Source organism: Microbacterium sp. dk485 (assembly GCF_004570445.1).
Lineage (GTDB): Bacteria > Actinomycetota > Actinomycetes > Actinomycetales > Microbacteriaceae > Microbacterium > Microbacterium wangchenii.
The window spans coordinates 197250-224094 of sequence record NZ_SPQW01000002.1; the positions used below are offsets into that span (position 1 = coordinate 197250).

The 26845-nt window shown below is 71.5% G+C and carries 33 protein-coding genes and 1 pseudogene; 19 read left to right on the forward strand and 15 right to left on the reverse strand.

The window, feature by feature from the left end; all coding sequences use genetic code 11:
* Positions 1-9: 9 nt before the first annotated feature.
* A complete protein-coding gene (locus E4V99_RS11610; RefSeq protein WP_135117359.1) occupies positions 10-825 on the reverse strand; it encodes a GAP family protein in 816 nt (271 codons plus the stop codon).
* Positions 826-945: 120 nt separating this feature from the next.
* Here E4V99_RS11610 and E4V99_RS11615 point away from each other — a divergent pair, with 120 nt between their 5' ends.
* The 5 genes from E4V99_RS11615 to E4V99_RS11635 all read left to right on the forward strand — a co-directional run bounded on the left by E4V99_RS11615 (position 946) and on the right by E4V99_RS11635 (position 5094).
* Positions 946-2148: a histidine kinase gene (locus E4V99_RS11615; RefSeq protein ID WP_245233169.1), complete on the forward strand. Its 1203-nt coding sequence runs from the start codon at positions 946-948 to the stop codon at positions 2146-2148.
* Positions 2145-2795 carry a response regulator transcription factor gene (locus tag E4V99_RS11620; RefSeq protein ID WP_135117360.1) on the forward strand — a complete coding sequence of 217 codons (651 nt, stop codon included), beginning with the start codon at positions 2145-2147 and terminating at the stop codon, positions 2793-2795. Before E4V99_RS11615 ends, E4V99_RS11620 begins: the two co-directional genes overlap by 4 nt.
* A gap of 19 nt (positions 2796-2814) precedes the next feature.
* On the forward strand, positions 2815-3504 hold the full coding sequence (locus E4V99_RS11625; protein ID WP_135117361.1) for an SDR family oxidoreductase: 690 nt from the start codon (positions 2815-2817) through the stop codon (positions 3502-3504).
* Between the two features lie 48 nt (positions 3505-3552).
* The gene (locus E4V99_RS11630; RefSeq protein ID WP_135117362.1) at positions 3553-4143 is read left to right on the forward strand and encodes a YigZ family protein; all 591 of its coding nucleotides are present in this window, start codon (positions 3553-3555) and stop codon (positions 4141-4143) included.
* A gap of 84 nt (positions 4144-4227) precedes the next feature.
* Positions 4228-5094 (forward strand): AraC family transcriptional regulator, encoded by an 867-nt coding sequence (locus tag E4V99_RS11635; protein ID WP_187270458.1) that lies wholly within the window; start codon positions 4228-4230, stop codon positions 5092-5094.
* Between the two features lie 30 nt (positions 5095-5124).
* Here E4V99_RS11635 and E4V99_RS11640 read toward each other — a convergent pair whose 3' ends face one another.
* The gene (locus E4V99_RS11640; protein ID WP_135117363.1) at positions 5125-5634 is read right to left on the reverse strand and encodes a hypothetical protein; all 510 of its coding nucleotides are present in this window, start codon (positions 5632-5634) and stop codon (positions 5125-5127) included.
* 81 nt (positions 5635-5715) lie between these two features.
* On the opposite strand from E4V99_RS11640, the gene E4V99_RS11645 reads away from it, so the two are divergent.
* The 6 genes from E4V99_RS11645 (at position 5716) to E4V99_RS11665 (ending at position 12688) form a co-directional block, all read left to right on the forward strand.
* Positions 5716-6483 (forward strand): alpha/beta hydrolase, encoded by a 768-nt coding sequence (locus E4V99_RS11645; RefSeq protein ID WP_135067664.1) that lies wholly within the window; start codon positions 5716-5718, stop codon positions 6481-6483.
* A 104-nt stretch (positions 6484-6587) separates the two neighbouring features.
* The gene (locus E4V99_RS11650; protein ID WP_135117364.1) at positions 6588-9179 is read left to right on the forward strand and encodes a LuxR C-terminal-related transcriptional regulator; all 2592 of its coding nucleotides are present in this window, start codon (positions 6588-6590) and stop codon (positions 9177-9179) included.
* A gap of 197 nt (positions 9180-9376) precedes the next feature.
* Positions 9377-10471 (forward strand): glycosyltransferase family 2 protein, encoded by a 1095-nt coding sequence (locus E4V99_RS11655; protein ID WP_135117365.1) that lies wholly within the window; start codon positions 9377-9379, stop codon positions 10469-10471.
* A gap of 29 nt (positions 10472-10500) precedes the next feature.
* On the forward strand, positions 10501-10668 hold the full coding sequence (locus E4V99_RS18475) for a hypothetical protein (RefSeq protein WP_167758125.1): 168 nt from the start codon (positions 10501-10503) through the stop codon (positions 10666-10668).
* Positions 10669-10755: 87 nt separating this feature from the next.
* On the forward strand, positions 10756-10974 hold the full coding sequence (locus tag E4V99_RS11660) for a PLDc N-terminal domain-containing protein (RefSeq protein WP_135117366.1): 219 nt from the start codon (positions 10756-10758) through the stop codon (positions 10972-10974).
* 52 nt (positions 10975-11026) lie between these two features.
* Positions 11027-12688, forward strand: coding sequence for an ABC-F family ATP-binding cassette domain-containing protein (locus E4V99_RS11665; RefSeq protein ID WP_135117367.1), 1662 nt, complete (start codon positions 11027-11029; stop codon positions 12686-12688).
* A 16-nt stretch (positions 12689-12704) separates the two neighbouring features.
* Here E4V99_RS11665 and E4V99_RS11670 read toward each other — a convergent pair whose 3' ends face one another.
* Positions 12705-13052: a LysR family transcriptional regulator gene (locus tag E4V99_RS11670; RefSeq protein ID WP_135117368.1), complete on the reverse strand. Its 348-nt coding sequence runs from the start codon at positions 13050-13052 to the stop codon at positions 12705-12707.
* A gap of 155 nt (positions 13053-13207) precedes the next feature.
* Here E4V99_RS11670 and E4V99_RS11675 point away from each other — a divergent pair, with 155 nt between their 5' ends.
* The 3 genes from E4V99_RS11675 to E4V99_RS11685 all read left to right on the forward strand — a co-directional run bounded on the left by E4V99_RS11675 (position 13208) and on the right by E4V99_RS11685 (position 14832).
* Positions 13208-13915, forward strand: a complete 708-nt coding sequence (locus E4V99_RS11675; RefSeq protein WP_135117369.1) for a hypothetical protein — start codon at positions 13208-13210, stop codon at positions 13913-13915.
* A 215-nt stretch (positions 13916-14130) separates the two neighbouring features.
* Entirely contained in the window at positions 14131-14379 is a 249-nt protein-coding gene (locus tag E4V99_RS11680; protein ID WP_135117370.1) for a DUF2798 domain-containing protein, read from the forward strand.
* A gap of 48 nt (positions 14380-14427) precedes the next feature.
* Positions 14428-14832 carry a VOC family protein gene (locus E4V99_RS11685; RefSeq protein WP_135067642.1) on the forward strand — a complete coding sequence of 135 codons (405 nt, stop codon included), beginning with the start codon at positions 14428-14430 and terminating at the stop codon, positions 14830-14832.
* On the opposite strand, the gene E4V99_RS11690 is transcribed toward E4V99_RS11685, so the two are convergent.
* On the reverse strand, positions 14833-15051 hold the full coding sequence (locus E4V99_RS11690) for a hypothetical protein (protein ID WP_135067640.1): 219 nt from the start codon (positions 15049-15051) through the stop codon (positions 14833-14835).
* Positions 15052-15237: 186 nt separating this feature from the next.
* Positions 15238-16629 carry an APC family permease gene (locus E4V99_RS11695; protein ID WP_135117371.1) on the reverse strand — a complete coding sequence of 464 codons (1392 nt, stop codon included), beginning with the start codon at positions 16627-16629 and terminating at the stop codon, positions 15238-15240.
* 368 nt (positions 16630-16997) lie between these two features.
* Here E4V99_RS11695 and E4V99_RS11700 point away from each other — a divergent pair, with 368 nt between their 5' ends.
* The 3 genes from E4V99_RS11700 (at position 16998) to E4V99_RS11710 (ending at position 18640) form a co-directional block, all read left to right on the forward strand.
* The gene (locus E4V99_RS11700; RefSeq protein ID WP_135117372.1) at positions 16998-17459 is read left to right on the forward strand and encodes an Lrp/AsnC family transcriptional regulator; all 462 of its coding nucleotides are present in this window, start codon (positions 16998-17000) and stop codon (positions 17457-17459) included.
* A 167-nt stretch (positions 17460-17626) separates the two neighbouring features.
* The gene (locus E4V99_RS11705) at positions 17627-18217 is read left to right on the forward strand and encodes a hypothetical protein (RefSeq protein WP_308195157.1); all 591 of its coding nucleotides are present in this window, start codon (positions 17627-17629) and stop codon (positions 18215-18217) included.
* A 24-nt stretch (positions 18218-18241) separates the two neighbouring features.
* A complete protein-coding gene (locus E4V99_RS11710) occupies positions 18242-18640 on the forward strand; it encodes a VOC family protein (RefSeq protein ID WP_135117374.1) in 399 nt (132 codons plus the stop codon).
* Positions 18641-18650: 10 nt separating this feature from the next.
* On the opposite strand, the gene E4V99_RS11715 is transcribed toward E4V99_RS11710, so the two are convergent.
* The 5 genes and pseudogenes from E4V99_RS11715 to E4V99_RS18480 all read right to left on the reverse strand — a co-directional run bounded on the left by E4V99_RS11715 (position 18651) and on the right by E4V99_RS18480 (position 21328).
* Positions 18651-20201 carry a thiamine pyrophosphate-dependent enzyme gene (locus tag E4V99_RS11715; protein ID WP_245233170.1) on the reverse strand — a complete coding sequence of 517 codons (1551 nt, stop codon included), beginning with the start codon at positions 20199-20201 and terminating at the stop codon, positions 18651-18653.
* 64 nt (positions 20202-20265) lie between these two features.
* A pseudogene (locus E4V99_RS18640) lies at positions 20266-20448 on the reverse strand (thiamine pyrophosphate-binding protein); the annotation flags it as partial.
* Positions 20445-20633 carry a hypothetical protein gene (locus tag E4V99_RS11720; protein WP_135067628.1) on the reverse strand — a complete coding sequence of 63 codons (189 nt, stop codon included), beginning with the start codon at positions 20631-20633 and terminating at the stop codon, positions 20445-20447. The gene E4V99_RS11720 and the pseudogene E4V99_RS18640, both read right to left, overlap by 4 nt.
* Entirely contained in the window at positions 20630-21052 is a 423-nt protein-coding gene (locus E4V99_RS11725) for a CBS domain-containing protein (RefSeq protein WP_135117375.1), read from the reverse strand. Before E4V99_RS11725 ends, E4V99_RS11720 begins: the two co-directional genes overlap by 4 nt.
* Before the next feature lie 99 nt (positions 21053-21151).
* Complete coding sequence (locus E4V99_RS18480; protein ID WP_167747780.1) at positions 21152-21328, reverse strand: hypothetical protein; 177 nt, start codon at positions 21326-21328, stop codon at positions 21152-21154.
* Between the two features lie 248 nt (positions 21329-21576).
* On the opposite strand from E4V99_RS18480, the gene E4V99_RS11730 reads away from it, so the two are divergent.
* Positions 21577-21855, forward strand: coding sequence for a GlsB/YeaQ/YmgE family stress response membrane protein (locus tag E4V99_RS11730; RefSeq protein WP_135067624.1), 279 nt, complete (start codon positions 21577-21579; stop codon positions 21853-21855).
* A gap of 92 nt (positions 21856-21947) precedes the next feature.
* Positions 21948-22694, forward strand: coding sequence for an SUMF1/EgtB/PvdO family nonheme iron enzyme (locus tag E4V99_RS11735; RefSeq protein ID WP_209305623.1), 747 nt, complete (start codon positions 21948-21950; stop codon positions 22692-22694).
* A gap of 27 nt (positions 22695-22721) precedes the next feature.
* On the opposite strand, the gene E4V99_RS11740 is transcribed toward E4V99_RS11735, so the two are convergent.
* From E4V99_RS11740 to E4V99_RS11760, 5 genes are all read right to left on the reverse strand, one after another.
* A complete protein-coding gene (locus E4V99_RS11740) occupies positions 22722-23222 on the reverse strand; it encodes a GNAT family N-acetyltransferase (protein WP_209305624.1) in 501 nt (166 codons plus the stop codon).
* Positions 23223-23231: 9 nt separating this feature from the next.
* A complete protein-coding gene (locus E4V99_RS11745) occupies positions 23232-23702 on the reverse strand; it encodes a CinA family protein (RefSeq protein ID WP_135067622.1) in 471 nt (156 codons plus the stop codon).
* A gap of 79 nt (positions 23703-23781) precedes the next feature.
* Positions 23782-24888, reverse strand: a complete 1107-nt coding sequence (locus E4V99_RS11750; RefSeq protein WP_135117376.1) for a hypothetical protein — start codon at positions 24886-24888, stop codon at positions 23782-23784.
* A 76-nt stretch (positions 24889-24964) separates the two neighbouring features.
* Positions 24965-25618 carry a response regulator transcription factor gene (locus tag E4V99_RS11755; RefSeq protein WP_135117377.1) on the reverse strand — a complete coding sequence of 218 codons (654 nt, stop codon included), beginning with the start codon at positions 25616-25618 and terminating at the stop codon, positions 24965-24967.
* A complete protein-coding gene (locus E4V99_RS11760; protein ID WP_167758126.1) occupies positions 25615-26817 on the reverse strand; it encodes a histidine kinase in 1203 nt (400 codons plus the stop codon). Before E4V99_RS11760 ends, E4V99_RS11755 begins: the two co-directional genes overlap by 4 nt.
* Positions 26818-26845 lie beyond the last annotated feature (28 nt).

The window sequence follows — 26845 nt, forward strand, 5'->3', positions numbered from 1 at the left end:
CCGTGCGGCTCAACCCAGCTGCGCCAGCCCGTCGAACAGACCGAGCTCGTTCGCCGCGGCGCGCGCGATGAAGAATCCCACGATGCCGACGATCCAGGCCGTGTTCTCGCGGCCGGTGCGCTCCATCCATGCGGCCAGGCGTGCCAGCGGACGCTCGACCAGCGGAGCGGCGATGATCCGCAGCGCCAACAGCACGAGGGCGGGCAGCACCATCACGGCGCAATAGCCCGCCAGCGAGGCGAACCGCACGGGCATGGCGAGCGGCGCTTCGGCCAGCATCCCCATCGCCACGAGGTAGGGCAGCATCGTGGCGATCTCGATGACCCCGGCGCCGACGGCGACGGCCATCACGGCCCCCGGCGACGCGTCGCGGGAGAGCAGCCGGTCCCGCCAGCGGGCGAGTCGTGCGCTCTTCACGGTCGCCGTGGCGGTGCCGCCGGACGAGGGGGATGACACCTCCCCGGATCGCCCGCTGCGGTCGGCCCGGGCCGCGGCGGCCGCGGTCTTCTTCGATCCTCCGCCCATCAAGATCGCGGTCACCAGGAACCCTCCGCCCACGACGAGCTGGACCACTTGCCCCGCCGTTGAGGAGAGGACCTCGTGCGCGACGTCGACGAGGTTCACCAGGCCGAGCGTGAAGAGGATGCCCACGGCCAGGTAGAAGAGCGCGATCGTGACGAGGTACAGGAGCACCCGGTCGCCGCGCACGCGGCCGGGAGCGAGCAGAAGGAACACAGGGATGAGGAGTGTTCCGATGCTGAGCCCGTCCACGAGGGCGAGCACGGTGAGCGTGATCGCCAGAGGGGCGTCCGAGACGATGTCCATGTCCCCACGCTGGCCGCTGCGGCGCGGGAGCGGATCGGGCGGAAGGGGGAAGCAGCGGCCGCATCGGGTCGTCCTTTCGGCGGATATCGCCCCGCAGGTCCGACGTGGTTGCATGAGAGGGTGAGCGAGAGCCCAGCCGCCGTCCGGGCATCCGTGACCGCATGGGTACGGATGCACCGCGGTGCGGCGGAAGCGCTGGGATATGCCGCGTTCACGATCGCCGCGGCTGCGCTCGGATTCGTCGGGCTGTGGAGCCTGTTCTCCGTGCTTCCCGTCCCCGTCTCGCCGTGGTGGTCGCTGCTCACGGGGCTCCCCGCCTGCGCGCTGGTGCTGTTCCGCTCGCGGGCACCGCTGGCGCTTCTCTGCGTTGCGCTCGCGTTGTTCCTGATCGATCTGCTGACGGTGGGTGGCGTGGCGACCCTCATCGTCGTGCTCGATCTCCTCTACGCGGCCACGGTGGCGGCCTCGCCGTCTCGCCGACGCGGCATCCTGGTGGGCATCGCCGTCGCGGTGGCAGGGATGACGGCGGCGGCGCTGGGCCGGGTGGACGATGTCCGGGTCGGCATCCTGATCGGACTGCAGCTCGGCGCTCTCGCCGGAATGGACTACTGGTACGCGACGTCGGTCGCGCAGGCGCACGAGCTCGTGGCCCTGCACCGTCAGCGTGCCGAGGATGCTGCCAGACAGGCCGTGCACGAACGCGCCGAGGTGGTGCGCCGGGAGCGTGAGCAGATGGCGCGGGAACTGCACGATGTGGTCGCCGGTGACGTGTCGGCGATCGCGATCCGCGCCGAGGCGGCGCTCTCGGTCGACGGCTCACCCGACTCCGATCGTGCGGCGCTGCGCGCGGTGCGCGACTCCAGCCTTCAGGCCCACGAGGCGCTGCGATCGATGATCGCCGTCCTGCGCAACGGCGACGGTGACGTCGCCGCCCGGGGCCGGGACGCACTGCCCGGCCTGGTGGCGGAGGCCCGCCGGCGGGGACTGAGGGTGACCGTCGAGGACTCGTTACCGCAGGGGATCCCGTCACCGGTCGATCACGCCGTGACGCGCATCGTCCAGGAATCGCTGGCGAACTGCGCGCGTCATGCGGCCGGTGCGGACGTCGATGTCGTGCTGAGCGCGGGGAGTGAGGGGGATGTGCACGTGCGGGTGGACTCGCGAGGCGGCGCTGCCGTGACCACCCCGCCCATTCAGGGGAACGGATGGGGGCTGGAGCTGCTGCGTGAGCGGGCGCGCGCCCTGGGCGGCCGGCTGGAGGCGGGACCCGACGGCGACGGATGGTCGGTGCGGGCCACGCTGCCGACGCAGGTGCCGGCATGACCGGCACCCACCCCCGCGTCCTCCTTGCAGACGATCACGGCGCCATCCGGGAGGCTCTGCGGATCATGCTGGAAGCCCACGGAGTCGTCGTCGTCGGCGAGGCCGCCGACGGTGCGGTCGCCGTCCGCAACGCCGCAGCCCTGCGGCCGGATGTCGTGCTCATGGACCTGCGGATGCCGGGGACGGACGGCGTGTCGGCTACGCGGGAGATCGTGGACGCGGGATGGGCGCACGTGCTCGTGCTCACGAGCTTCGACGAGGACGAGCTCGTGGCCGGAGCCCTCCGCGCCGGCGCCGCCGGGTTCCTGCTGAAGACGGCGGATGCCGCGACCCTCATCGACGCGGTGCGACGCGTGGCAGCGGGGGAGGGTGTGCTCGATCCCCGGGTCACGCGACGGGCGCTGGCCCTGATCCCGCGGGGCGACGACGTTGCGGCCCCGGCCCACGATCGGCTGAGCATGCTCACCGTCCGGGAGTGCGAGGTGCTCGAGGCGATGCGGGCCGGCCGCTCGAACTCGCAGATCGCCGACGAGCTCGGCATTTCGCTCGCGACGGTCAAGACGCACGTGTCCAACGTGTTGTCCAAGCTCGGCGCGCGCAGCCGGTCCCACGCCGTGGCGCTCGCCGCCGGAGCCGCCGACGGGTGAGAGGTGCCACGATGGATTCATGAGTGTGCATCTCCTCACCGGCGCAGGTTCCGGCATCGGATCGGCGCTCGCAACGCGTCTGCAGGCCCGCGGCGACGACCTCGTCCTCGTGGCGCGCAGCGCGGCACGCGCCGCGGAACTCCCGCAGCGGTTCCCGGGCGCACGGACCGTCGTCGCCGATCTCGCGGCTCCGGCCGACCTCGCGGCAGCGCTGGCGCGACAGGAGCTCCCCGCGCGGCTGGACTCCGTCATCCACGTCGCCGGCGTGGTGGATCTCGGACCGGTGGCCGAGATGCCCGTCGCACTGTGGACATCGCAGCTGAACGTCAACCTCGTCGGGCCGGCGGAGCTGACCCGGCTGCTCCTCCCGGCGGTGCGGGCGGCGCACGGGCAGGTCCTGTTCGTGAACTCGGGGGCCGGCCTGCGCGCGGCTCCCGACTGGGCCGCGTACGCGGCATCCAAGCACGGGCTCAAGGCGCTCGCCGATTCCCTGCGGGCGGAGGAGGCCCCGCACGGGGTGCGGGTGTCATCGGTCTTCCCCGGGCGCACGGCGACGGCGATGCAGGAGCGGGTGCACGAGCAGGAGGGCAGGCCCTACGATCCCTCGGCGTTCATCGATCCGGAGTCGGTGGTCACGAGCATGCTCACCGTGCTCGACCTCCCGCGTGACGCGCAGATCCCGGAGCTGACGATCCGACCGGGCGTCTGACCCGGTTCCACGCGGACCGCCACGGGCGCGCCTATCGTGGAGCTGCCGATGCCGTTCACGCTTGCCGCTCCCGTCCACAGCGAACTGCTCATCAAGAAGAGCAGGTTCCTCGGATGCGTCGAGCCCGTCGCCGGCCGAGAGGACGCCGTCGCGAGGGTCGGCGAGCTGCGTGCACAGCATCCGGACGCCCGGCACGTCTGCTGGGCGCTGATGGCCGGCGGGCACTCCGCCGCGAACGATGACGGCGAGCCCGGCGGCACCGCGGGACGCCCCATGCTCGACGTGCTGCGGCATCAGGAGCTGGAGGGTGTGCTCGCCACTGTCGTGCGCTATTTCGGCGGAGTGAAACTGGGTGCCGGCGGACTCGTGCGCGCCTACACGGATGCGGTGGCTCAGGCCCTCCTCGGCGCCGAGCGCGTGCCCCTCATCCGCACGCAGACGCTCCGCCTGCGGGTGCCATACGCGTTCGAGGGGGCGCTGCGCCGTGAGCTCGCCGTCCACGACGCAGACCTGGCGGACGTGCGCCACGGGGCGGACGTCGAGATGGCGTTCGAGGTCCCCGCGGACCGGGTCGAGGATGTCATCGCCCGCATCGACGACGTGTGCCAGGGTCGTGCCGTGTGGATTCCGACGGCCTGAGCCCGCTCGCCCGATCGAATCGGACGTGAACTGTCGGGCACGCGGATCCGTGGGCGACGAACCTTGATCGGGAAGGGAGCCACCGTGATCGAAGTCCTCAACCGTCTGGTCGACGAGGTGGAAGCACACCTTGACGACGAGCTCGACGTCGACGCGCTTGCGCGGCAACTGGGGACCACCGGCTACCACGCGCGACGGATGTTCGCGTCGCTGGCCGGAATGCCGGTCTCGGAGTACGTCCGCCGTCGACGGATGACCGTCGCGGCCGCCGACGTCATCGGTGCGGAGGATCTCCTGGCCATCGCCGTCCGCTACGGATACGGATCGACCGAGGCATTCGGTCGCGCATTCCGTGCGGTGCACGGCGTGAGCCACGGGGACGTCCGTCGCGACGGCGGTCCCCTTCGCAGCCAACCGCAACTCAGGTTCCGCCTGACCGTCGAAGGGACTACGCCCATGGACACCCGCATCCTCCAACGCCCCGCTTTCCGCCTCGTCGGCCACGCCGCGCGTGTGCCGCTTCAATACGAGGGGGTCAATTCCGCCATCCAGGAGCACATCGCGTCGCTGCCCACGGCCGAGCACCAGCGGCTGAAGCTGTTGAGCAGCACCGAGCCGGCCGGACTCCTGCAGGTGAGCGCTGACGTCGACCCGGATCACGAAGAGGGCAGCGAGCTCACCTATCTGCACGGCGTCGCCGTCGAGGCGGGGGCCGCCGTCCCTGATGACCTCGACGCGATCGACGTGGAAGCGGGGGAGTGGGCGGTCTTCCGGACCTCCGGCGAGCACCCCGCCGCGCTGCAGGCAGCGTGGGCCGCGACGGCCACCGAGTGGTTCCCCTCGAACCCGTGGCGGCTGCGACCGGGACCCTCCCTCGTCGCCGTGCTCGAGCGGGCGCCGGACTTCCGCACCGCCACGTGCGACCTGTGGCTGCCGGTCGAGCATGCCTGAGCCGGGCCGGCGTGCCACGGCCGGACGGGTTCAGGCGTAGAAGCGGCTGACGCGAGTCGTGCCGGCGGCATCCGTCCACTCCACCAGGAGCGCGGTGACGGCCGGACCGGCGAGCTGGTCGCGGAGGGTGAAGCCGAGGTCTTCCCCCGGCCCGACGCCCGCGGGGAGCGCGGCCGAGAACGTCAACGTCTTCCCGCCGGAGGGCACGTGCGCTCCGATGACGGAGACCGTCTCCGCTCCGAGGTTGCGCAGGACGCCCTGCCCGCCCCGGACCGTGAGCTCCAGGCGCGGGTCGTCCCCAGGATCGTCGCCGGCGCGACCGCGCACCGGCCATACGGTGGGTCCTCCGTCGGAAGCGGGGGACCCTCCGGCCCGCGGTACCTCGATCGTCGAGGTGGCCGCCCCTGCCACCTCCCGCAGGCCCGCGCGCGTCCGGATATCTCGGACGAACGCGGCCACGGCGACCGCGCTGGCGGCGATGGAACCCAGGGCGCCCAGGTACGCGGGAAACGTCGTGCTCCAGAAGTCCGGCCACGTCATACCTGCACGCTAGTGGCGCCGCGTGCCTGCGCAAGGGCGTCCAGTGCCGGCGCGTGCTCCGCGATCCGGGAGAATGGAAGCATGACGCTCGCGACGCCCCAGACCTTCGAACCCGATGGCCGCGCCATCCCCTTCGTCGACGAGGGCGAGGGGCCGGCGGTGGTGCTGCTGCCCGGCCGGGGGCTGAACATCTCCTACCTCGGCACGCTCGCCCACGTCCTGGTCGAAGAAGGCTTCCGCATCGTGCGGATCGGCTCCCGCACGCCGGTATCGGATGCCGCGGTCACGATGCACGACCTGGCGCAGGACGTCGTCGACGTACTCGATCAGCTGAGCCTGGACTCCGCGTGGATCGGCGGGCACGCGTTCGGCGGCGCGGTCGCCCGCACGGTCGCGCTGGATCACCCCGACCGCACCGAGGGGATCCTCCTGCTGGGTGTGGAGGGCGGCGAGCCGGTGGCCGCCGACGTCGCCGAGGCGCTGCAGGCCGCGTTCACGGATGCGGCGCCCCTGGAGGCCATGCCCGTTCTGGCCGGCGGCGGCGTCGATCCGACGTGGGCGTGGAACGTCTTCTCCCGCGCACGCGCGAACGCCGTCGAGCCGATGCAGACGGCGGCCCTGGCCGCCACCGCGGAGGAGGAGTGGGTGCCGCTGGCCCCGAGCCTGCCGGTGCTGATCCTGCAGGGCACCGACGACCGCGTCACCGTGCCGGCGAACGGCGATCGGCTGCAGGCATCCGCCGCCGACCGGGCCAGCGCGGCGCGCATCGACGGGGGCGGCTACCTGTTCCCGATGACGCACCCGGGGGAGATCGGCATGCAGATCGAGGACTACCTCGCCTGGGACTGACCGTTCCCCCACACCGACCCCGGAGCCTGTGCACCGTCCGGAAGCCGTGACCGGGACGCGCGCGACCCTTATGCCCGGGGCGTTCTCACCCGCATAGTGGGGTGATGGCGCGCCCAGACCTCCGCTCGGCCGTGACCGACAGTGTCAGCGAGGCCGTCCAATCCCGCACCTCCGTCGTGGCCGTGGGTCTTCCCGGGTCGGGGCGCCGGTGGCTGCTCGCCCGGGTCCGCGAACGATTCGAGCGCCGCGAGTGGAGCGTCATCGAGGTGCCCGGCGTGCGGGGACGCCCGCTGGAGTCCCTCGCACTCGCCGGCATCGCCGCATCCACGATTCCGGGTGCCGGGCCCTTGGCGGGGCTCGCCGCGACCGTCCAGGCGCTGTCGGCGCGGGCGGCGACAGGGCCCGCACTGCTGCTCCTGGAGGATGCCGACCTGCTCGATGAGACCTCCGCTGGTGTCATCGCCGCCGCGCTCTCGCAGCATGACATCACCGCGGTCGCCACGGTCCGGCCTCCCTTTCCCGGGGCGTCTGCGCTGGACGTGCTCACGGGCCGCGTGGAGACGACGGCGCTGTGGCTGCCCACGCTCCCGTTCGAGGATGTGCATCATCTCGTCGCGGATGCCCTCGGCGGGGATGTGCAGACGGATGCGGCGGGGCGCATCTACGCCCTGTCGGGCGGCCTGCCCGGCATCGCGCGCTCGATCGCCGTCGAGGCACGCCGCGAGGGGAGGCTGGTCTTCGACGGTTCCTCCTGGTCGGCCGGTGAGGACCTGTGGACCCCGGCGCTGGCCGTCGTCGTCGGACGCCTGACCCAGGGGCTCACCGACGAGGAGAAGGACGCGCTGCGCGTGCTCGCCGAGGCCGGGCCGACCGATGTCGAGTCGGTCCGCGACGTGGTGCCGTGGCATGTCGCGACCAGCCTGGACGATCGCGGACTGTTCCGCTTCGTCCAGGAGGAGGACCGCATGCTGGGTGCGCTGTTCCCCCCGCTGCTGGAGGACCACCTCCGGCACGACCCGCACGGGGTGCGGCGCCGACGTGCGGCGGAGGTCGCCGCCGCGGCTCTGCGGCGAAGCGCCCCCGGGCCGCACGACCTGCCTGCCCGCCCGCTCGTCCGCAGGCCCCTGCGCTGGTCGTCGTCCCCGGAAGCCGCCGCCATCCTCGGGCGAGTGCTGCGCGAGAACACCGCCGCGCGCGTCGCGCGCTGCCGCACCGAGTGGGAGACCGATCCGACGGATGCCACGGCCGTGCTGTACGTGCACGCCCTGCTCGACCACGCGGCGCCGCCCGACGAGATCGAGAGGGTTCTCGCCGCCGCACGCGCGCACCCGTCCGAACTCGACATGGTGCGTCTGGCCGGGTGGGAGGCGATGTATCGCGCGCTCGTGGCGGGCGATGTCGGTGCCGGCGCGGCCGTGCTCGCTCGCGCCGAGCAGGCGGTGCCACGCGCGGGTGCGGTCCTCGCCGCGATCGGGCAGCACATCGGACTGATCGCCGGGGCCGGGCAGGCCGCAGTACTGCCCGCCCTGCCCGAACCGGGACCGGCAGCGGCGACGGGGGAGGGCGACGCGCTCGGGCTGCCCGCGCTGACCGCTGTCGACGTGATCCGCATGGTGCGCGGGGAGATCCTCCTCGCCGGCGGGCGGGTGGACGATGCCGCCGCCGAGTTCTCCGGTGTGTCACCCACCGATCCGACCCGGTACGACCCCGACGCGCTCGTTCCCCTCGGTCAACTGTGCGCCGGGGACATCGACGGAGCGATCGGTCGGGCGGCCCGTCAGCTCGACATCGCACGAGGGACGCTCGACCGCGCCCTGATCGAGCCGCACGGGTATGTCCTCGCGCTGGGGCTTCTCCTGCAGGGCCGGCTGTCGAGCCTGCGCGCCCAGCTCACCGGGCTCTTCGCCATCAACGCTCCGGCGCCGCTGCGACCGGCCTCTCGTGCCGGGCTGCTGACGCTGGCCGCCCTGCTGTCGCTTCTGGAGCGGAACCACCGCAGCGCACGTTCGATGATCGCCCAGCTCGAGGGCGCCGCCGGCGGGCCGTTCCCCCTGACGGCGGCCGAACCGGCGTCCGCGGCGCTCGCCGTCGCCGAGGGGCAGCCGGCCGTTGCCGCGACCCAGCGTGCGTGGCGGCGGGTGGAGACCCTCATCGACGAGGGGCACTTCCTGGCCGCGGCCTTCGACGGTGCCTGGCTCATCGATCTCCACGTCGACGACGAGCGGGCCGCACGCCTGATCCAGGTGGCCGGGGCAGGCCAAGGTCTGATCCTGCCGGCCATCGCGGAATACCTGGAGAGTGCCGCGGCGCGCTCCCCGCGCGGTCTGCTGCGCAGCGGCGACCTGCTCCGCTCCCGCGGCCTCGTCCTGCACGCCACGCGCGCCCGCGCCCGGGCGATCGAGCTTCTCCGGGAGGCCGGCGACGCCGAGGCGGCCGCGTCGGCGTCGGCCGACCTGCGCAGGCTCGTCCGTGACTACGGCGATGACCTGCGGCTGCTCGCACCGGACGTGCTCGCCCCCGAAGCCCAGCTGACGGCGCGCGAACTCGAGGTGGCGCGTCTCATCGTCGAGGGACTCAGCAACCGGGAGGTGTCCCGGCGGCTCGTGGTGAGCGAGCGCACCGTCGACAACCACGTCTACCGCATCTTCCGCAAGCTCGGCATCACCTCTCGCGACGAGCTCGCCTCGCTCCTCTGACCGGCCGCGGCTCCGTCGAATCCGCGGTGCCGTGCACACCGCGCCCGCACCCGGTGCTCATCTCCCGCGCGGCAGTGCTGGTGCGTGCCCCTCCCGGTACTCCATCAGGTGCTCCCACCACGAAGCCGCCTCCCTCGCTGCGTTGAGATCTATGTCGCGAAAGACAGGGATCAGCCGCAGAACAGGAGGGGTGTGGGATGGTTGCGAGGGTCGCCGGCAACGTCCTCACGGTGCTTATCCCCGCGCACAATGAGGAAGACGCCCTCGGCCCCACGCTACGGGCCCTCCAACGACAGACGGCCGCTCCCGAGCGCGTCATCGTCGTCGCCGACAACTGTGACGACGGCACCGCCTCGGTCGCCGAGGATCTGGGTGCGGAGGTGATGTGCACCGTGGGGAACACCCACCGCAAGGCGGGCGCGCTCAACCAGGCGCTGGCCCGGCTCGAGGCGGCACCGCCCCGGTTCGTGATGGTCGTCGATGCCGACACGCGGCTGTCGCCCCGCTTCATCGAGACGGCGCTGCGTGAGGTCGCGCGTGATCCGCGGATGGGTGCCGTCAGCGGGCTGTTCGTCGGAGAGAAGCCGTCGGGCCTCCTCCAGCAGTTCCAGGCGAACGAGTACATCCGTTACCGGACTCAGATCGAATCGACCCACCGCGTCAGCGTCGTGACGGGCACGGCGTCGGTGTTCCGGTACACCGCCCTGCGGGACGTCGCCGCCCACCGCGGGTCCGACATCCCCGGCACCGCCGGCGACGTGTACGACCGGTCGGCCATCACCGAGGACTCGGAGCTGACCCTCGCCCTCAAATCCTGTGGCTGGATGATGACGGCACCGGCCGCGTGCACGTGCACCACCGAGCTCATGCCGACGTGGGGCGACCTGCACCGTCAGCGGGTGCGCTGGTACAAGGGGATGCTGGACAACCTCGGCGAATACGGCGTGACGCGTGTCACCCTCCGCTACATCGGACAGCAGCTGATGATCGGCACCGGCATCATCACGATCGCGCTGCTGCTCGCCCTCACCGGCCTGGCGGTGGCCAGCGGCACCTTCACCGTACGGCCGTTCTGGCTCGTCATCGGATGCATCTTCGTGGTCGAACGCCTTGTGACGGTGTGGCCCGTCGGGGCAGCGGGCCGATGGGTGGCCGCAGCGGTGCTCCCCGAGATCGGATACGACATCGCCCTCCAGACGGCCTTCGTCCACGCCGCGATCCTCAGCGTGCTCCACCGGGACACGGCGTGGAACCACGTGACGCCGGCCCCGGCAGCCGTCTCGTCCGCCTGACGGACATCCGCACCGAAAGGAGATCCACCATGTACCAGTTGAACGCGACCAGCCTCGGCGTGCTCGCCACCACCGGAGCGGCGGTGGCCCAAGGATGGGTGTCGGCCTGGACCCTCGTGGTCGCCGGGCTCGCCCTCCTCTCCATCTCGCGCGTCGTGCGCGTGCGTCAGGAGAAGGCCGCCGCAGCGGAGGAGTGAGGGCTGCGCCGGACCGTGTCCCGGGCAGGAGTGCGTATCCCGCGTTCAGGGGGCAGGATGGAAGAACCCACGACGGGAAGGCGCACGATGACCAAGACACACACCCGGCTGTCCACCGGAGCGAAGATCGGCGTCGGAGCCCTGGGCGTCGTGCAGGTGGCGTTCGCGTTCCTGGCGTTCTGGGATCTCGCGTTCCGCGACGCCGACGAGGTGCGCGGGCCCAAGCAGGCATGGATCCCCGCCATCCTGGTGAACTGGATCGGGCCGCTGGCCTACTTCAGCGTCGGCATCCGCCACCACCGCTGACGGGTCCGCGCCCGCGTGCGGCGCGCGCCCGTGCGGGTGACAGGATCGAAGGATGACCGCAACACTCGTCGCCTCGAACCTTGCCGGCGGGTACGGCCACCGCACGCTCTTCGACTCCCTCGACCTGACCGTGGCACCCGGGGATGTCGTCGGAGTCGTCGGTGCGAACGGCGCCGGCAAGTCCACGCTGCTGCGGCTGCTCGCGGGCATCGATGAGCCGCAGGCCGGCACCGTCTCGCTCACGCCGGCCGACGCCTTCGTGGGCTGGCTGCCGCAGGAGCACGAGCGCGTACCCGGGGAGACGGTCTCCGCCTACATCGCCCGCAGGACGGGGTGCGCGGAGGCGACGAAGGACATGGATGCCGCAGCCGCAGCTCTCGGCGATCCCTCGCTCGCCGCACCGGGAGTGGATCCGGCCGATGCCTACTCGCTCGCCCTGGACCGGTGGCTCGCCAGCGGTGCGGCCGACCTGGACGAGCGACTGCCCGTCGTGCTCGCCGAGCTGGGCCTGGACCTCGGCGGTGCGCCGGAGGAGGCCCTCATGACCTCGCTCTCGGGCGGTCAGGCGGCCCGCGTCGGCCTGGCTGCGCTGCTGCTCTCGCGCTTCGACATCGTGCTGCTGGACGAGCCGACCAACGATCTCGACCTGGACGGGCTCGAGCGCCTGGAGGCGTTCGTGCGGGGACTGCGGGGCGGGGTGGTGCTCGTCAGCCATGACCGAGAGTTCCTCGCCCGGTGCGTCACCCGCGTGCTGGAGCTCGACCTCGCGCAGGGCGCCAACCGCGTCTTCGGCGGCGGATACGACGCGTACCTGGAGGAGCGGGCGACCCTCCGCCGGCACGCGCGGGAGAAGTACGACGAGTTCGCCGAGAAGAGGGCCGACCTCGTCGCTCGAGCGCGCACCCAGCGCGAATGGTCCAGTCAGGGTGTGCGCAACGCGATGCGGAAGGCGCCCGACAACGACAAGATCCGGCGCAGGGCCGCGACCGAGTCCAGCGAGAAGCAGGCCCAGAAGGTCCGGCAGATGGAGAGCCGTATCGCGCGCCTGGACGAGGTCGAGGAGCCCCGCAAGGAGTGGCAGCTGGAGTTCACGATCGGTGCGGCGCCCCGTTCCAGCTCCGTGGTGTCGACCCTCGGCGACGCCGTCGTGCGCCAGGGGGACTTCACGCTGGGCCCCGTGTCGCTGCAGGTCAACGCGGGGGAGCGCATCGGTATCACCGGACCCAACGGCGCTGGCAAGTCGACGCTCCTGCGCGTGCTCCTGGGCAGGCAGGCGCCCGACGAGGGGACGGCGAGCCTCGGCGCGAGCGTGCAGATCGGTGAGATCGACCAGGCCCGCTCCCTGCTGGCCGGCTCCCGGCCCCTGGCCGCCGCGTTCGAGTCGCTCGTCCCGGAGATGGCATCCGGTGAGGTGCGCACGCTGTTGGCCAAGTTCGGGCTCAAGGCCGACCACGTGAACCGTCCGGTCGACGAGCTGTCACCGGGCGAGCGCACGCGCGCATCCCTCGCGCTGCTCCAGGCGCGCAGGGTCAACGTCCTGGTCCTGGACGAACCCACCAACCACCTCGACCTCCCCGCCATCGAGCAGCTCGAGCAGGCGCTGGAGTCCTACGAGGGAACGCTGCTGCTGGTCACCCATGACCGGCGGATGCTGGCGACGGTGCACACCGACCGGCACTGGCGGGTCGAGGACGGACGCGTCACCGAGGCGTAGACGGGGATGCGGCGCTTCAGCGCCCCTGCCGCTTCTTGAAGGGCTTCGGCTGACCCTTCACGACCGGGGCGCGACCCCGGCCCTTGGACGCCTTGGCCTTGCCGCCGGCCGGAGCGGCAGGCTTGGCCTCCGGCGGCGGCGCTGCAGCGATGCGTTCGGTCGCCTCGGCCAGCAGAAGCGCACCGGCCTTGGTGAGCTGCGTCTTCCCCTTGCCGCGGGCGAACAGGGGCTGACCGACCTCCTCCTCCAGCTTCTCGATCGTGGAGTAGAGGGCGGCGAGCGGGATGCCCAGCTCCTCGGCCGCGCGCGGGAAGTGCAGCTCCTCCGCGACGACGACGAACCGTCTGAGTGCCGAGATGTTCACTGTGCGCCTTCCCTCGCCCGCCGTGCGGGCTCATCCCAGGCTAGCCGGGGTCTGACGGGACCCCACGCGCTGCCGCCGTCGCGGCAGCTGCGCTGCATGCGTCCCGGGGTCGCTGCTCCCTGTCCCGTGGCCGCCGGGAGGTGCACAATGTCGGCATGAGCGAGGCATCGCCTTCCGATGACACGCCGCCCGAATCCGACGCCGTGCTCAGCCGCCGAGCACAGATCCTCGCCACCGAGCACCGGGGGCTGCTGGCGGCGCGCGGCACGGCGCAGAGCGAGGTGCTCACGCGCATCACGATCTTCCTCACGCTCGTGTCGGCGGGGCTCGTCACGATCGGGCTCCTGCGGCAGGCCTCCGAATTCGCGGGCGGATTCGCGACGGCGATGCTGGCGATCCTTGCCTTCCTGTGCCTCATCGGGTTCATGACGGTGGTGCGCGTGATGAACGTCGCCGAGGAGGACATGATGTACGTCGTCGCGATGAACCGGCTGCGCGGTGCGTATGTCGACCTCGATCCGGCGGTGCAGAAGTATCTCCTGGCTGCGAGCGCAGACGACCAGGACGGGATGAAGCAGACCTATTCGTTCCTCCGCCGCCGGGGACCGAGCGTGCTGATCGGGAGCTCGTCCATGCTGCTGTTCGTCGTCGACGGCTGCGTCCTGGGGCTGTTCGCCGGCGCCCTGGTCACGGTGGGCGGGGGATCGGTCGGGTGGGCGCTGGGCGTGGGCGTCGTGGTCGGTCTCGCGCTGTTCGGTGGGCTCGTGTGGTACTCCGGCTACGGCTACGTGAGTGTGTGGCGCACGTACAGCCCGCTGCGGCGCACCCGTGCGCCCCGGCCGTTCCTCCGGCCGGATCATTGAGACAGCGGCTGCCTGCGTGACATCGGCCGGCGCGGTCGTCGCGATAGAATCGGGAGGCCAAAAAGATTCAGGCTGGTGTGGTTATTCCAGCCCTCGGTCCTCCTGAGATGACGTCGCGCATCCGCGCGAACCCGTGGCGCCTGATCCATCAACGATGTGGACGGTGGCGCCGCGACCCCCCGTCGGCTTCGTCGTCCCGGACAAAGGAACGGACGATGAGCAAGAAGCACATCTTTCTCTCTCAGGTCTTCATGACCTTCATCATGGCCGCCTGCATGTCGGGCATCATGGGCCTGATCTTCGCCGGGTTCTCCCTCGAGTGGCTGGCCGCGTGGCCGCTGCAGTTCCTCATCGCGTGGCCGATCGCGTTCGCCCTGACGATGGTCGCGTGGCCGGCGTCGATGAAGGCGGCTGCCGCGGTCCTGTGCCCGCGCGGCGGAGGCGGTCCGGCGAAGTCCGCCTGACGGCATCCGGCCCTTTCCGGCGTCGGAGGGCATCGTGATAATCGGTGCATGCCCCTTCTGGACCATCTCGGCATCACCGTCGAAGACCTCTCGCGCGGGATCGCGCAGTTCGACCCCGTGCTGCAGGCGCTCGGCTGCACGCGCTACGACGCCGACGGCTCGGTGTCGTGGTACCGGGAGGGGGAGACCGAGCTGATCCTCTTCCCCGCACGAGAGGAAGGCACCGGGCCGCACCGGCACGGCCGCGTGGGATGGCAGCATCTCGCGTTCGCCGTCGACTCCCGGGATGAGGTCGACCGCCTGCACGCGGTCGCCCTCGCCGCCGGCTGGTCAGCAGTGCGCGATCCCAAGGTGTACCCGCGCTTCTCGGAGCGCTACTACGCCTCGTTCGTGGAAGACGACGACGGGATCCGGATCGAGTTCATGCACCATCCGCCTCCAGCCGAGAGCTGATCAGATCGAGGCGTCGGTCTCGATGTCCTCGGCGAGGTCTTCGATCTTCTCCGGGCGCAGGTGCACGCCGGCTTCGTCCAGCCGCTCCGCCAGCACGTGCGTCACGTCATCCTCCACGTGCCCATGACGGATCTCGTCGCGCACGTCCTCGGCGATGTGCTCGACCACCTCGGCGTCGTCGGCCTCCGAAGCCTCGAGAGGGTTCCCGTTCGATGTCATGGTTCGAGGGTGCACCCCGCCGTGTTCGACGCGATGCCCCTTGACGCCGCACCTCCGATCGGTCAGTGCTGAGGTCGCCACCGGACATGCGCAGAACTCAGGAAGATCGGTCGTCCGGGTGCGCCCGGGCGGCGCGCCGGCGGCGTTTCTCCTGAGTTCTGCGCATGCGGCGGCGCCGCGCCGGGGTCACTCCGGATCGGATGCGGCGGCGCCGGGAGCGGTCGCGGCGTCCTCGCGCGCGCTGGCGCGGTCGTCGCCGCGCTTGCGCGTGTAACGGGCGACGAGGAAGAGGGCCGAGCCGACCGCGATGTAGGCCAGGGCTCCCAGCCACACCGTCCACGACTGCTGCGTCAGCAGCACGATGCTGGCGATGATCGCCAGGATCGGCACGATCCGCGGCACCGTGAAGTGCGGATGGTCGACGGGATCCTTCGTCTTCAGCACCAGGACGCTGACGTTGGCCGAGAGGAACACCAGCAGCAGGAGCAGCACGGTCGTCTCGGCCAGGGTCGCGACATCGCCGATGAGGCTCAGCAGGATGGTGGCACCGGCCACGGCGAGGATCGACACCCACGGAGTGCGGCGCTTGGGCAGCACGCGCTCGAACATGCGGGGGAGGAGGCCCGCCGTGGCCAGCCCGTAGCTCACGCGGCTGGCCATGACCATGAACAGCAGCGCACCATTGGCGATGGCGACCAGGGCGATGAGTCCGAACAGCCAGTTCGGCACGCCCAGGCCGCTGGCGGCCACGACGTCCAGGAGCGGGCCGGTCGACTCGGCCAGGTCCGCCGGCGGCAGCACGATGACTGCGCCGATGGCGATGAGCAGGTAGACCACGGCCGCCGTGATGATGGCGCCGAACAGCGCGCGAGGGTAGGCCTTCGACGGGTTCTTGACCTCCTCGGCCATGTTCGCGGCCGCTTCGAACCCGAGGAAGGAGAAGAACGCGACGATGGATGCGGCGAAGGCCCCCTGCAGCGGCGGCACGTCGGGGGCGAACTCGAAGATGCGCGCCGGCTCGCCGTTTCCGCTGCCCAGCACGATGGCCGCGATGACGATCACGATGACCAGTCCGGTCACCTCGATGACGGAGGCGATCAGGTTGGCTGCCAGCGATTCGCGCACGCCGCGGAGGTTGATCAGCGTCAGCAGGATGATGAAGACGATCGCCGTCGGGATCTGGGGGACGTCGATGAGCGCGCCGAGGTAGTCGCCGGCGAACGCGTTCGCGAGGGCGGCTGCCGTCGTGATGCCCGAAGCCATCATGAGGAAGCCCACGAGGAACGACAGATAGGGGACGTTGAACGCGCGATCGACGTAACGGGCGGCGCCGCCGGCGTGCGGGTACTTCGTGATGAGCTCCGCGTACGTCCCCGCCGTCAGCAGCGCCACCACGAGCGCGATCAGCAGCGGCAGCCAGATGACACCGCCCACATCGTCGGCCATCGTCCCGACGAGGGTGTAGATGCCCGCTCCGAGCGTGTCGCCGACGATGAAGGCGAAGAGGAGCGGCGTGCCGACAGCACGCTTCAGTCCCACCTTCGCACCCGGCGCGGGCGGCGCGATGTCTTTGGTCATCGCACCACTCCAGTGCCCGCAGTCCCGCTGTGCAAGCCCCTCCCGGAACAGAAGGAACGATCCCCTAAAATGCGCGCGTCCGCGTCGTCGTGGTGTCGCGGGCCCCGCACTGCGCAGACGGAAGAAGCGCCCCCGCGGGGGCGCTTCTCCGGTACGGGCCGGGCAGAGCGCCGGTGAAGCGCGAGCCCTTCCACGAAGGGCTCGCGGAGCGGGGTGTGCTCGCCGATCCCGACGCTCGCTGCTCGTGGCGGCGTGCGCTCGTGTGTGCAATGATCACAACACCCACCGCGCAATCAGTGCAATAGCGCCGCGATCGACTAGTCGATCTGATCAGTTGTCTCCGTGCACGAAGAAGAGGATTGGACAGTATGAACGGCCTGGACGAGACCGACCGGCGGATCCTGCTCGCCCTCGACGACGACCCCCGCATCCCCGTCGCACTCCTGGCACAGCGGCTCTCCTTGGCGCGCGGCACCGTGCACGCGCGGCTGGAGCGTCTCGCGTCCTCCGGCGTGCTCCGACCGCACAGCGCCCGCGTGCGACCGGCCGCGCTGGGGCGAGGTGTGGCCGCATCCATCCGCGTCGAACTCGACCAGCATTCGATCGCCGACGCCATCGAGGCGCTGCGCGGGGTGCCCGAGGTGCTCGAGTGCTTCGCGCCCGCCGGTGACACGGACCTGCTGCTGCGGGTGGTCGCGAAGAGCCCGGACGACCTGTACCGCGTGGCGGAGGTCATCCGCCTGTGCCCGGGTATCCTGCGGACGTCGACGAGCCTCTTCCTGCGTGAAGTGATCCCCTACCGGGTGAGCGAGCTGCTCAAGGCCGAGTGACAGGGGAGCGCGCGGGCCGGGGCAGGTTACGCGGGTCCGGCCCCGAGGGCAACCGTGTGCAGTGAGGGGGCGGCCCGACCTACCTTCGGCCCATGAGTGCAGACAACGCAGATCGCCGGGATGCCGTGCCACCCCGAAGCTCGGACCCCCGAGATGAGCCCCGGGTCGTGGCGGACGCACAGCATGACACGCTCCACCGCGACGTTCTCGCTCGCGAGAAGGAGCGTTTCGGTGGGTTCAAATTCGGCGCCGCGTTCTTCGGCTGGCTCACTGCGATGGGGGCCGCGGTCCTTCTCGCGGCGCTGGTCGCCGCCGTGGGAGCGGCCATCGGGGTCGGTTCCGGGACGTCGGTGGAGGAGGCGGCCGACGCCGCGGCCGAGAACAGCGATGCGGTCGGCATCGGCAGCGCCATCGTCCTGGCCGTGGTGCTGTTCATCGCCTACTTCGCCGGCGGATACGTCGCCGGCCGGATGGCTCGGTTCAGCGGAGCCAAGCAGGGCCTCGCCGTGTGGCTGTGGGCGATCGTGATCGCCGTGGTCGTGGCCGTCGTGTCGGCCATCGCGGGCAGCCAGTGGGACATCCTGGCGAACCTCGACGGCTTCCCGCGCATCCCGGTCACGCCCGAGTCCGCGACGGCGACCGGCATCCTGACGGCCGTGGGCGCGGCGATCGTGACGCTGGCGGGCGCGATCCTCGGCGGTATGGCGGGCATGCGCTATCACCGCAAGGTCGATCGCGTCGGACTCGAGCGGCCGTAGCGGTCGGGGCACTAACGTGGCAGCATGACCGCCCCGGCGCCCTACGTCTTCTTCCCCGGCGTCGCCGCCGACGCGCTGCGGTTCTACCGCGGAGTGTTCGGCGGCGAGCTCACCCTGCACACCTTCGCCGACTTCGGCCGGGACGATGGACCCGGCGAAGCGATCGCGCACGGGATCCTGGCGGGCCCGGTCGACCTGTTCGCCGCGGATTCGGCGCAGGGCGAGCCGACGGTGGCCGTGGAGGGGATGCTCCTGTCACTGCTGGGCGCCGCTCCGGCGGCCACCCTCGAGCGGTGGTTCGCGGCGCTGTCGGAGGGGGGAACCGTGGTGGAGCCTCTTCAGGCGCGCCCGTGGGGCGCCAGCGACGGAACCGTGCGGGATCGATACGGCCTGACGTGGCTGATCGGGTACGAGCCGGAATGAGCCGGCAGACCTAGGGCTCCTCCTCGTCGATCGCGAGGTAGGCGTCCAGCAGTTCGACGGCGGCACGGCCGTGCTCGCCGCCGGCGTCGGCCTCCGCGCGCAGTGTCTCCCACAGCTGCGCGACGTCCACCTGCGAGGGGGGTACGAGTGGGGCAGCGGGATCTGTCCGCAGGTGCACCACGCATGGACGCTCGGCGGCGAACGCCCGGGTCCACGCCTCCTCCACCTCATCCGGTGAGCCCGCGGAGACCCCGTCCAGCCCCAGCAGCCGGGCATAGGCGGCATAGTCCACCGCCGGCAGCTCCTGGCTCTCGCGGAACCTCGGCGCCGATTCCATCTCGCGCTGCTCCCAGCTGACCTCGGCGAGGTCGCGGTTGTCCAGCACGGCCACGACGAATCGCGGGTCGCGCCAGTCGCGCCACCGCGCCGCGACCGTGAGCATTTCGTTGAGCCCGGTCATCTGCATGCCGCCGTCGCCGGCGAGCACCAGCACCGGTCGGGCGGGGTCGCTGAGCTTGGCAGCGAGGCCGTAGGGCACGCCGCATCCCATGCTCGCGAGCGTCGAGGAGAGGTGCACGTCGACATCGGAGGGCACGACGAGCTGGCGCGCATAGGCGTACACGACACTCCCGACGTCCAGCGCCACCCGCATCCCGGAGGCGACGTGGGGTCGAAGCGCCCGCACGGCGTGCTCGGGATTGACGCCGCGCATGGGCACCTCGGCGCGGCGCGCGGCGATGCGGTGCCACCGGGCGACGCGGTCGCGGACGCGCTCACCCCACGACGCATCCTGCGCCTGTGGGATGCGGGCGAGCAGGTGCACGAGGGCGTGGTGAGCATCGGAGACCACCGGCACCTCCACCGGGTAGCGGTTGCCGATCTGGGCGGGATCGATGTCGATCTGGACAGCCCTGGCCTGCCCGGGGGCCGGGTAGTACTCCGTCCAGGGATCGTTCGCCCCGACGATGAGCAGCGCGTCGCAGGCCTCCAGCACATCCGCGCTCGCGGTGGTGCCCAGGTGGCCGAGCGTCCCCGCGCACAGCGGGTGGGCCTCGTCGACGAAGGTCTTGCCGCGCAGACTGGTCACGATGGCCGCCCCCATCCGCTCGGCCAGGCGGCAGAGGACGTCCCGGCAGCCCCGCGCTCCCGCCCCGGCGAGGATCACTGGGCGCTCCGCGCCGGCCAGGACGTCGACGGCGCGTTGGAGCTGGTCGTCGGTGGCCGCAACCGATCCGCTTTCGAAAACGGCCGAGGTGTGCACCACGCCATGAGCGTGTCGCGGCGGATCGGCCGGGGCGACCTGCACGTCATGCGGAACGATGACGACGGCGGGCGCGCGCCGGGCCAGTGCGCTGCGGAACGCGCGGTCCACGAGCATGGGGACCTGGGCGGGATCGGACGCCTCGCCGAGGAACGCGCTCGCCACGTCGCCCATGAGTGCTCGCAGGTCGATCTCCTGCATGTACCCGGAGCCCAGGGCGCTGCGTCGCTGCTGTCCGACGATCGCCACGACGGGGACGTGGTCGAGTTTGGCGTCGTACAGGCCGTTCAGGAGGTGCACCGCCCCCGGGGCCCTGCGTCGACATGACCACGCCGACGCCCCCGGTGAACTTCGCCTCCCCGACGGCCATCAAGGCGGCGTTCTCCTCGTGCCGGGCCTGAACGAAGGCGACCTTCGGATCCGCCCGGCGCAGGGCGTCCATGACGCCGTTGATCCCATCGCCGCTGTACCCGTAGACCCGCTCCACGCCCCACGCCCGAAGACGCTCCACGATGACGTCCGAGACCGTCGCCTGATCTGCGCTCATCCTGCCCTTTCGCTTCTTTCCGTATCGTCGATGAGATGGCGGCTGTGCAGCACCATGGCCAGCACCTGGCCGGCGTGCAGCGCCTCCATGCGGGTGGGGAAGGTGCGGCTGTGCCCCGGGCTCCCCTCCACGACCACGCGCCACGCGCCGTCCACGGCGCGGGTGTGCACATCCCGGGTGGTCACGGCAGGTCGGCGGAGATCTCCTCCACCGTCGCGCCGGTCGCCTCCGACGACATCGTCTGGGCGATGTCGGCCTGGCTGATGATGCCGACCAGGCGGTGGTCGTCGATGACGGGGATGCGGCGCACTTGGTGCTCCTGCATGAGCTCCAGCACCGCCGCGATGGCGTCTTCGGCACGGGCCGTGACCACCGGACCCTCCGCGAGGGAACCGGCGGTCGTCCGTGCCGGATCGCCGCCCTGGGCGATGCACTTCACGACGATGTCGCGGTCGGTCAGCATGCCTTTGAGACGTTCGTCCTCCCCGCAGATGGGGAGGGCGCCGACGCCCAGGCCCGCCATCAACCGTGCCGCGTCGACGAGGGTGTCCTTCTCGCCGACGCACTGGGCGTTCGGCGACATGATGTCGCGTGCAGAGACCATTGTCCCGATCCTCTCCTGAGTAGGGGCTGACACGGTACGTCCGCCGCATGGCGCAGCGGCGAGGGGTTGACAGCGGCGCGGCGGCGTTGTGGGAACAGCTCAGACGAGATCCATGAGCGCAGAACCGAACACGACGGCGGCGCCCGCGAGGGTGAGGAGGCCTGCGACGAGGATGACGCCCACGACCAGCACGTTCCCAGCGATGGCGAGGAGACCCGCAGTCAGCGGCGAGAGCTCGCGGCGGGGAGAGGATGCGGTGGCGATGGCATGGGTCATGTCTTCGACGCTACGAAGCTTCCGCCGACGGGGCGTCGGCCCTCAGACCGATCCGCATCCGCCGTCAGGATGATGATCGTCGATCGGCTTCGGGCCTTCCCGCGGACGCGAATGTTATTCCGCGACGGACGCGATGACAAGAGCGCAGGCCCGATTCGTGACGAAGAGTCAGCATCCGGTTAGCTGGAGCGGTCACCGCGGGTGCCGCGCACACCGGCCGGCGCCCACCGACGAAAGAGAGAAAACCAATGCTCTGGACCATCCTCGGCCTCATCCTGGTCGGCCTCATCGCCGGCTTCATCGCGCGTGCCGTCATCCCCGGCAAGCAGAGCATGAGCATCGTGATGACCATCGTCCTCGGAATCGTCGGGTCGTTCGTGGGAGGTTTCCTCGGCTTCCTGATCTTCGGCGCCGACCCCGCCGGCGGCTTCCTGCAGCCGGCCGGCATCATCGGCTCGATCATCGGCGCGATCATCGTGCTCGCGATCTATGTCTTCGCGACTCGCCGCGGCGCGCGCACGCGGTGATCGACTGAGGTCACGCGGGCCAAGGTCCGCTGAGAACGTGACGACGGGGCTGTGCGATCCGCACAGCCCCGTCGTCGTGCGAGACTGCCTCGGTGGCTGACCTCGAGATGGCGCGGATCCCCGCGGGCAGTGTGCAACTGCACGACGCGCGGCGCCGTGTCCGATGGGACGTTGCGCTGGAACCGTTCGAGATCGGTGCGTTCCCGGTCACGCAGGAGCAGCTGGGGCAGGCGATCGGCGAGCCGGCGCCGCATCCGCGCCGGCCCGCGGTCGAGGTCAGCTGGCTGCGAGCCATCCGCTTCTGCAACGCCGCGTCCGAGTGGGAGGGCTTCGACCCGGCCTACACGTTCGACGGTGAAGACGTGACGTGGCACGTGGATGCGGACGGGTACCGCCTGCCGACGGAGGCGGAGTGGGAGTACGCGTGCCGGGCCGGCTCGACCGGCCCGCACTACGGGCCGCTCGCCGAGATCGCCTGGACGAGCGCAGACGGAGTGAGCACTCCGCAGGACGTGGGGCTCAAGCTGCCGAACCTCAACGGCCTGTTCGACATGCTGGGCAATGTGTGGGAGTGGTGCTGGGATCTTCTCGACCCCGCACGCTACGACGATTACCGCGTCTTCCGCGGGGGCGGTTTCGCCGACGACGCGTGGAGCGTGCGCGCGGGCACCAGGCGCGGCGGGCCGCCGCGCGCGCGTCATGACGACGTCGGGTTCCGTGTCGCCCGCGGAGGCTTCGCGACCGTGGGAGCCGCGCAGGGCTGGTCGGCGCGCGCCGACCGCGACCGGGCGGATGGTGCGGAAGGCCCCCTGCCGACGGGGTGGACCCCGCGTCGCTGACGTGCCGGTACGGTCAGCGTGCGGCGGTCAGCGTGCGGCCAGGGCGGCGAGGGCTTCGCCGGTCACGCGCTGCGTGGTCCACTCCTCCATCGGTGCCGCGCCCAGGGCGCGATAGAACGCGATCGAGGGGGCGTTCCAATCCAGCACGGTCCACTCCAGGCGGGAGTACCCGCGCTCGATGCACAGCGCCGCCAGGGCGGCCAGCAGGGCACTGCCGTATCCCGCCCCGCGCCGGTCGGGGTCGACGAACAGGTCTTCCAGCCAGATGCCGTGGCGCCCCGTCCACGTGGAGTACGTCAGGAACCACACCGCGATGCCGACGATGTCGCCCTCGCGCTCCACCACGTGCGCGAACACGCGCGGATCGGCGCCGAACAGCGACTCCCGGAGTGCCTCGACGGTGTTCTCCACCGCATCCGGCTCGCGTTCGTAGACCGCGAGGGCCACGATGCAGGCGAGGATGCCGGCTTCGTCGCCCGGTCGGGCCGGCCGCAGCACGGCCCCGTCGGCGAGGGTGCGGGCGTCCATCGGCTCAGCCTAGCGCTGGCCGGCGAGCGCTCCGGCGCGGTCGAGCAGCACGTGGAGCGCGGCATCCACGCTCTGCGCGATGACCGCTGCGGGGTCGCCGTCGAATCGGTGCAGGCCGGCATCCGTGCCATCGGGGTCGGACACTCCGATGTAGACGGTTCCGGGCTCATGGCCGTCCTCGGGATCGGGGCCGCCGACACCCGTGATGGAGACTGCCAGGTCGGCTTCCAGCAGCTGCCGGACTCCCCGGGCCATCTGCGTCGCGCACGCGGCGGAGCACGGATCGATGTCGGCGTCCACGCCCAGCGCGGTGTGCTTGGACGACACCTGATATGCCACGACGCCCCCTGCGAACCACTCCGAAGCGCCCTGCCCACGACCGATCGCCGAGCTGAGCGCACCGCAGCTGAGCGACTCGGCCACCGCGATCGTGACACCGCGCGCCGCCGCCACCTCTGCCAGTCGTTCCACCAGATCCATCGGAGCTCCTTCCCTCGCATCGAATCTAGAAAAGGCGCGGGCCGGTGGCGTTCGGGATTGCGGTGACCCGAGCGTCCTGCTAACCCGCCGCCGCCCTGCGGTGCAGCGCGTAGCCCCACGTCGCCAGGCCCAGCAACGGACCCCACAGCCAGAACGGCAGGACGAGGGCGATCGTCCAACTGGCCTCACCCAGCGGTGCGATGCCGCCCAGCGAATCGACGGCCAGTCCGACCCCGCCGAAGGTGAACAGCGCGGCCACCACGAGCGCCGGCGTCACAGCGAGGGGCACAGGGATCGGCGCGCCCCCGAGCAGCCCCATCCACCTCGGGAACCGCTCGCCCCAGGGGAGGATGAGACCGAGGGTCAGGATGCCGCCCAGGGCCATGGCGGTGCCCAGGGCCAGCCCCATGACCAACACACCCGCCCTCTCATCCGCGGGGAAGGAGGCCGGTGAACCCAGCAGCGGCCACGGCGTGAGCCAGCTCAGACGTGAGAACACGTAGGGGAGCGCGCAGGCGGCGGCGGCGATCGTGAGCGGGACGCGCCGGCGCAGGACGGCGCGCGCGAGCGGGCCGTCGCCCCACCCGCGCGTGGCGGCCAGCATCCACACCCCCGTGAAGGCGATCGCCGAGAGGGCGGAGCCGGCTTCGATGCCCCCGTCCTTCAGTGCCGAGGCGAACCGGACGGCGACATCGCCGATGGGGAAGAGCCCCGATGCCTGGCCCACGATCGTCAGTGCGACGATCACGACGGCGATCCCGGTCGCCGCCCACGGATGGCGCCGGGCGAGCAGGATCAGGGCGGTGAGCACGGCGAGGGGGATAATCCCGACGAGGGCGTATCCGGCGAAGGCCAGGCTGGTGAACCCGAGGAACCCGAAGCCCGCGCTGATCGTGAGCACCGCGGCCACGACCGCGAGGACCCTGCCGCCGCGCACGGGCGGGGCGAGGTGCAGTGCGGCCAGGGCCATGCCGGCTGCTCCCAGGGCGAGCTCGAGAACGGCAGCCGCCGAGGGGCCCAGTGCCGCGGCGATCGGAGCGGAGGAATCGACGCGGAAGGGGCTGGCCGCTGGGAAGGCGATCCAGGCCAGGGCTTGCGCGCCCAGCACAGCACTCACCGTGAACATGGCGGCGGTGAGGGCGATGGAGGGTCGCGTCGCCGCGCGCGGAGGAGAAGACGTGTCCATGCCCACGAGGGTCCTCCGTCGTGCGCCGTGGCGCCTCGCCCGCGGGGGCGGCACCGCTCACCCCTACGGGTGATCGTCAGCGCCCGGCGACTCCGTGCTCGTAGGCCCAGATGACGACATGGATGCGGTCGGGGAGCCCGAGCTTGGCGAGGATCGACTTCACGTGGGTCTTCACCGTGTTGGTGGTCAGATACAGCCGCGCGGCGATCGCGTCGTTGGAGGCCCCCGCCGCCAGCAGAGCCACGACCTCCCGCTCACGGGGTGACAGTGCGCCCAGCGCTGCCTCGGCCCCGGACGGGTCACCAGGGCCGGTGCGCACGTACGACAGCAGCGACCGCGCCGCACGAGGGGCCACCACGGCGTCGCCGTCGGCCACGCGGCACACCGCCTCGACGATCTCCCGGCCCGGGGAGTCCTTGGTCAGGAAACCTGACGCACCGGCGCGGATGGCCGCGAACACGTACTCGTCGAGGTCGAACGTCGTGAGGATGAGGACGCTCGTGCGCGGGCTGAGCTGCAGGATGGCGCGCGTGGCGTCGATGCCGTTCATCCGCGGCATCCGCACATCCATCACGACGACATCCGCCGGGTGCTGCCGGCACGCCTCCACCGCCTGCATCCCGTCGGCCGCCAGACCCACGACCTCGATCCGCGGATCATCGCCCAGCACGGTCGCCAGCGAGGTGCGGATGAGTTCCTGGTCGTCGACGACGAGGACGCGTACGGTCATCCCGCCACCGGCATCGTGGGGAACCGTGCCCGCACCGTCCACGCCGGCGAGCGATCGATCTCCAGCGTGCCGCCTGCTCGCGTGACCCGCTCGCGCATGCCGATGAGCCCGCGTCCGCTCCCGGTGCGGTTCGGTTCGAGGGGCCCGCTGCCGCCGTCATCGGCGATCTCGAGGGTGAGGTCTGCGGGCGACCAGCGGAGGGCGACCTGCACGCGCACGGGTGGGCGCACATGCCGTACGACATTGGTGAGAGCCTCCTGCACGGCCCGGTGCACGGCCAGTTCCGCGTCGCGCGCGAGCCGGCCCCGGTGCCCCGTCTCGATCAGCGAGATGGCCCGTCCGGGGCCGGCGGCACCGTCGACGAGGGCGGTCAGATCGTCGATGGCGGGGGAGGGGGTCAACGCGGCGGCATCGCCGCCCTCGCCCAGGACGTTCAGCAGCGCGCGCATGTCACGCATGGACTCCCGTCCCGCGTCGGCGATCCGGGTGAGCGCCTGCGTCGAGGCGGCGGGATCGTGTCGGCCGGCGACGATGCCGGCCTCGGCCTGAGCGACCATCACCGTCATCGAGTGGGCCACGATGTCGTGCAGGTCGCGTGAGATGCTGCGCCGCTCAGCGGCGATCGCGTCCCGCACGTGCTCGGCCGCACGCTCGCTCGCGCGTTCGTCGCGGGCCCGCATGAGACGCCCCACCGCCCACACCGCCACCACCGCGGCGGTCAGGCCGGCGAAGGCGAGCCCGTCGACGAGGAGGTCGTCGTGCAGCGGGCCGGCCGACACCACGACACGATGCCCCGCCACGATCAGGAGGGCGCCGGCCACTCCCAGTGCCAGCCCCGCCCTGCCCAGGGCGGCGTCCGGGTCGCGTGCCGCGCCGAACACGATCAGGAGGTACGCCAGGCTCGAGGGCAGCATCGCTGCAGTGGTCGTGGCATCCAGCGGGAGGAATGCCAAGGCGAGCATGATCGCCGAGCCGGCGACCAGGGCGGAGCGGGTGCGGCGCGACCACAAGAGCGACGTCGCATGCAGCCCCGCGAAGAGCGCGATCGTCGCGGGCTCCGTCCACACCCAGGGCTCGTCCGAGGCCTGCACGACCGCCGCCACGGTGACCGGGAGCAGGAACACCCCGAGCGCCAGGCTGCCGAGCACGTCCGGGCGCACGCGCCCGAGGCCCGACGTCGCCGCGCCCATGTGCGTCATGTCAGCAGTGTCGCAAGCGATCGCGGCC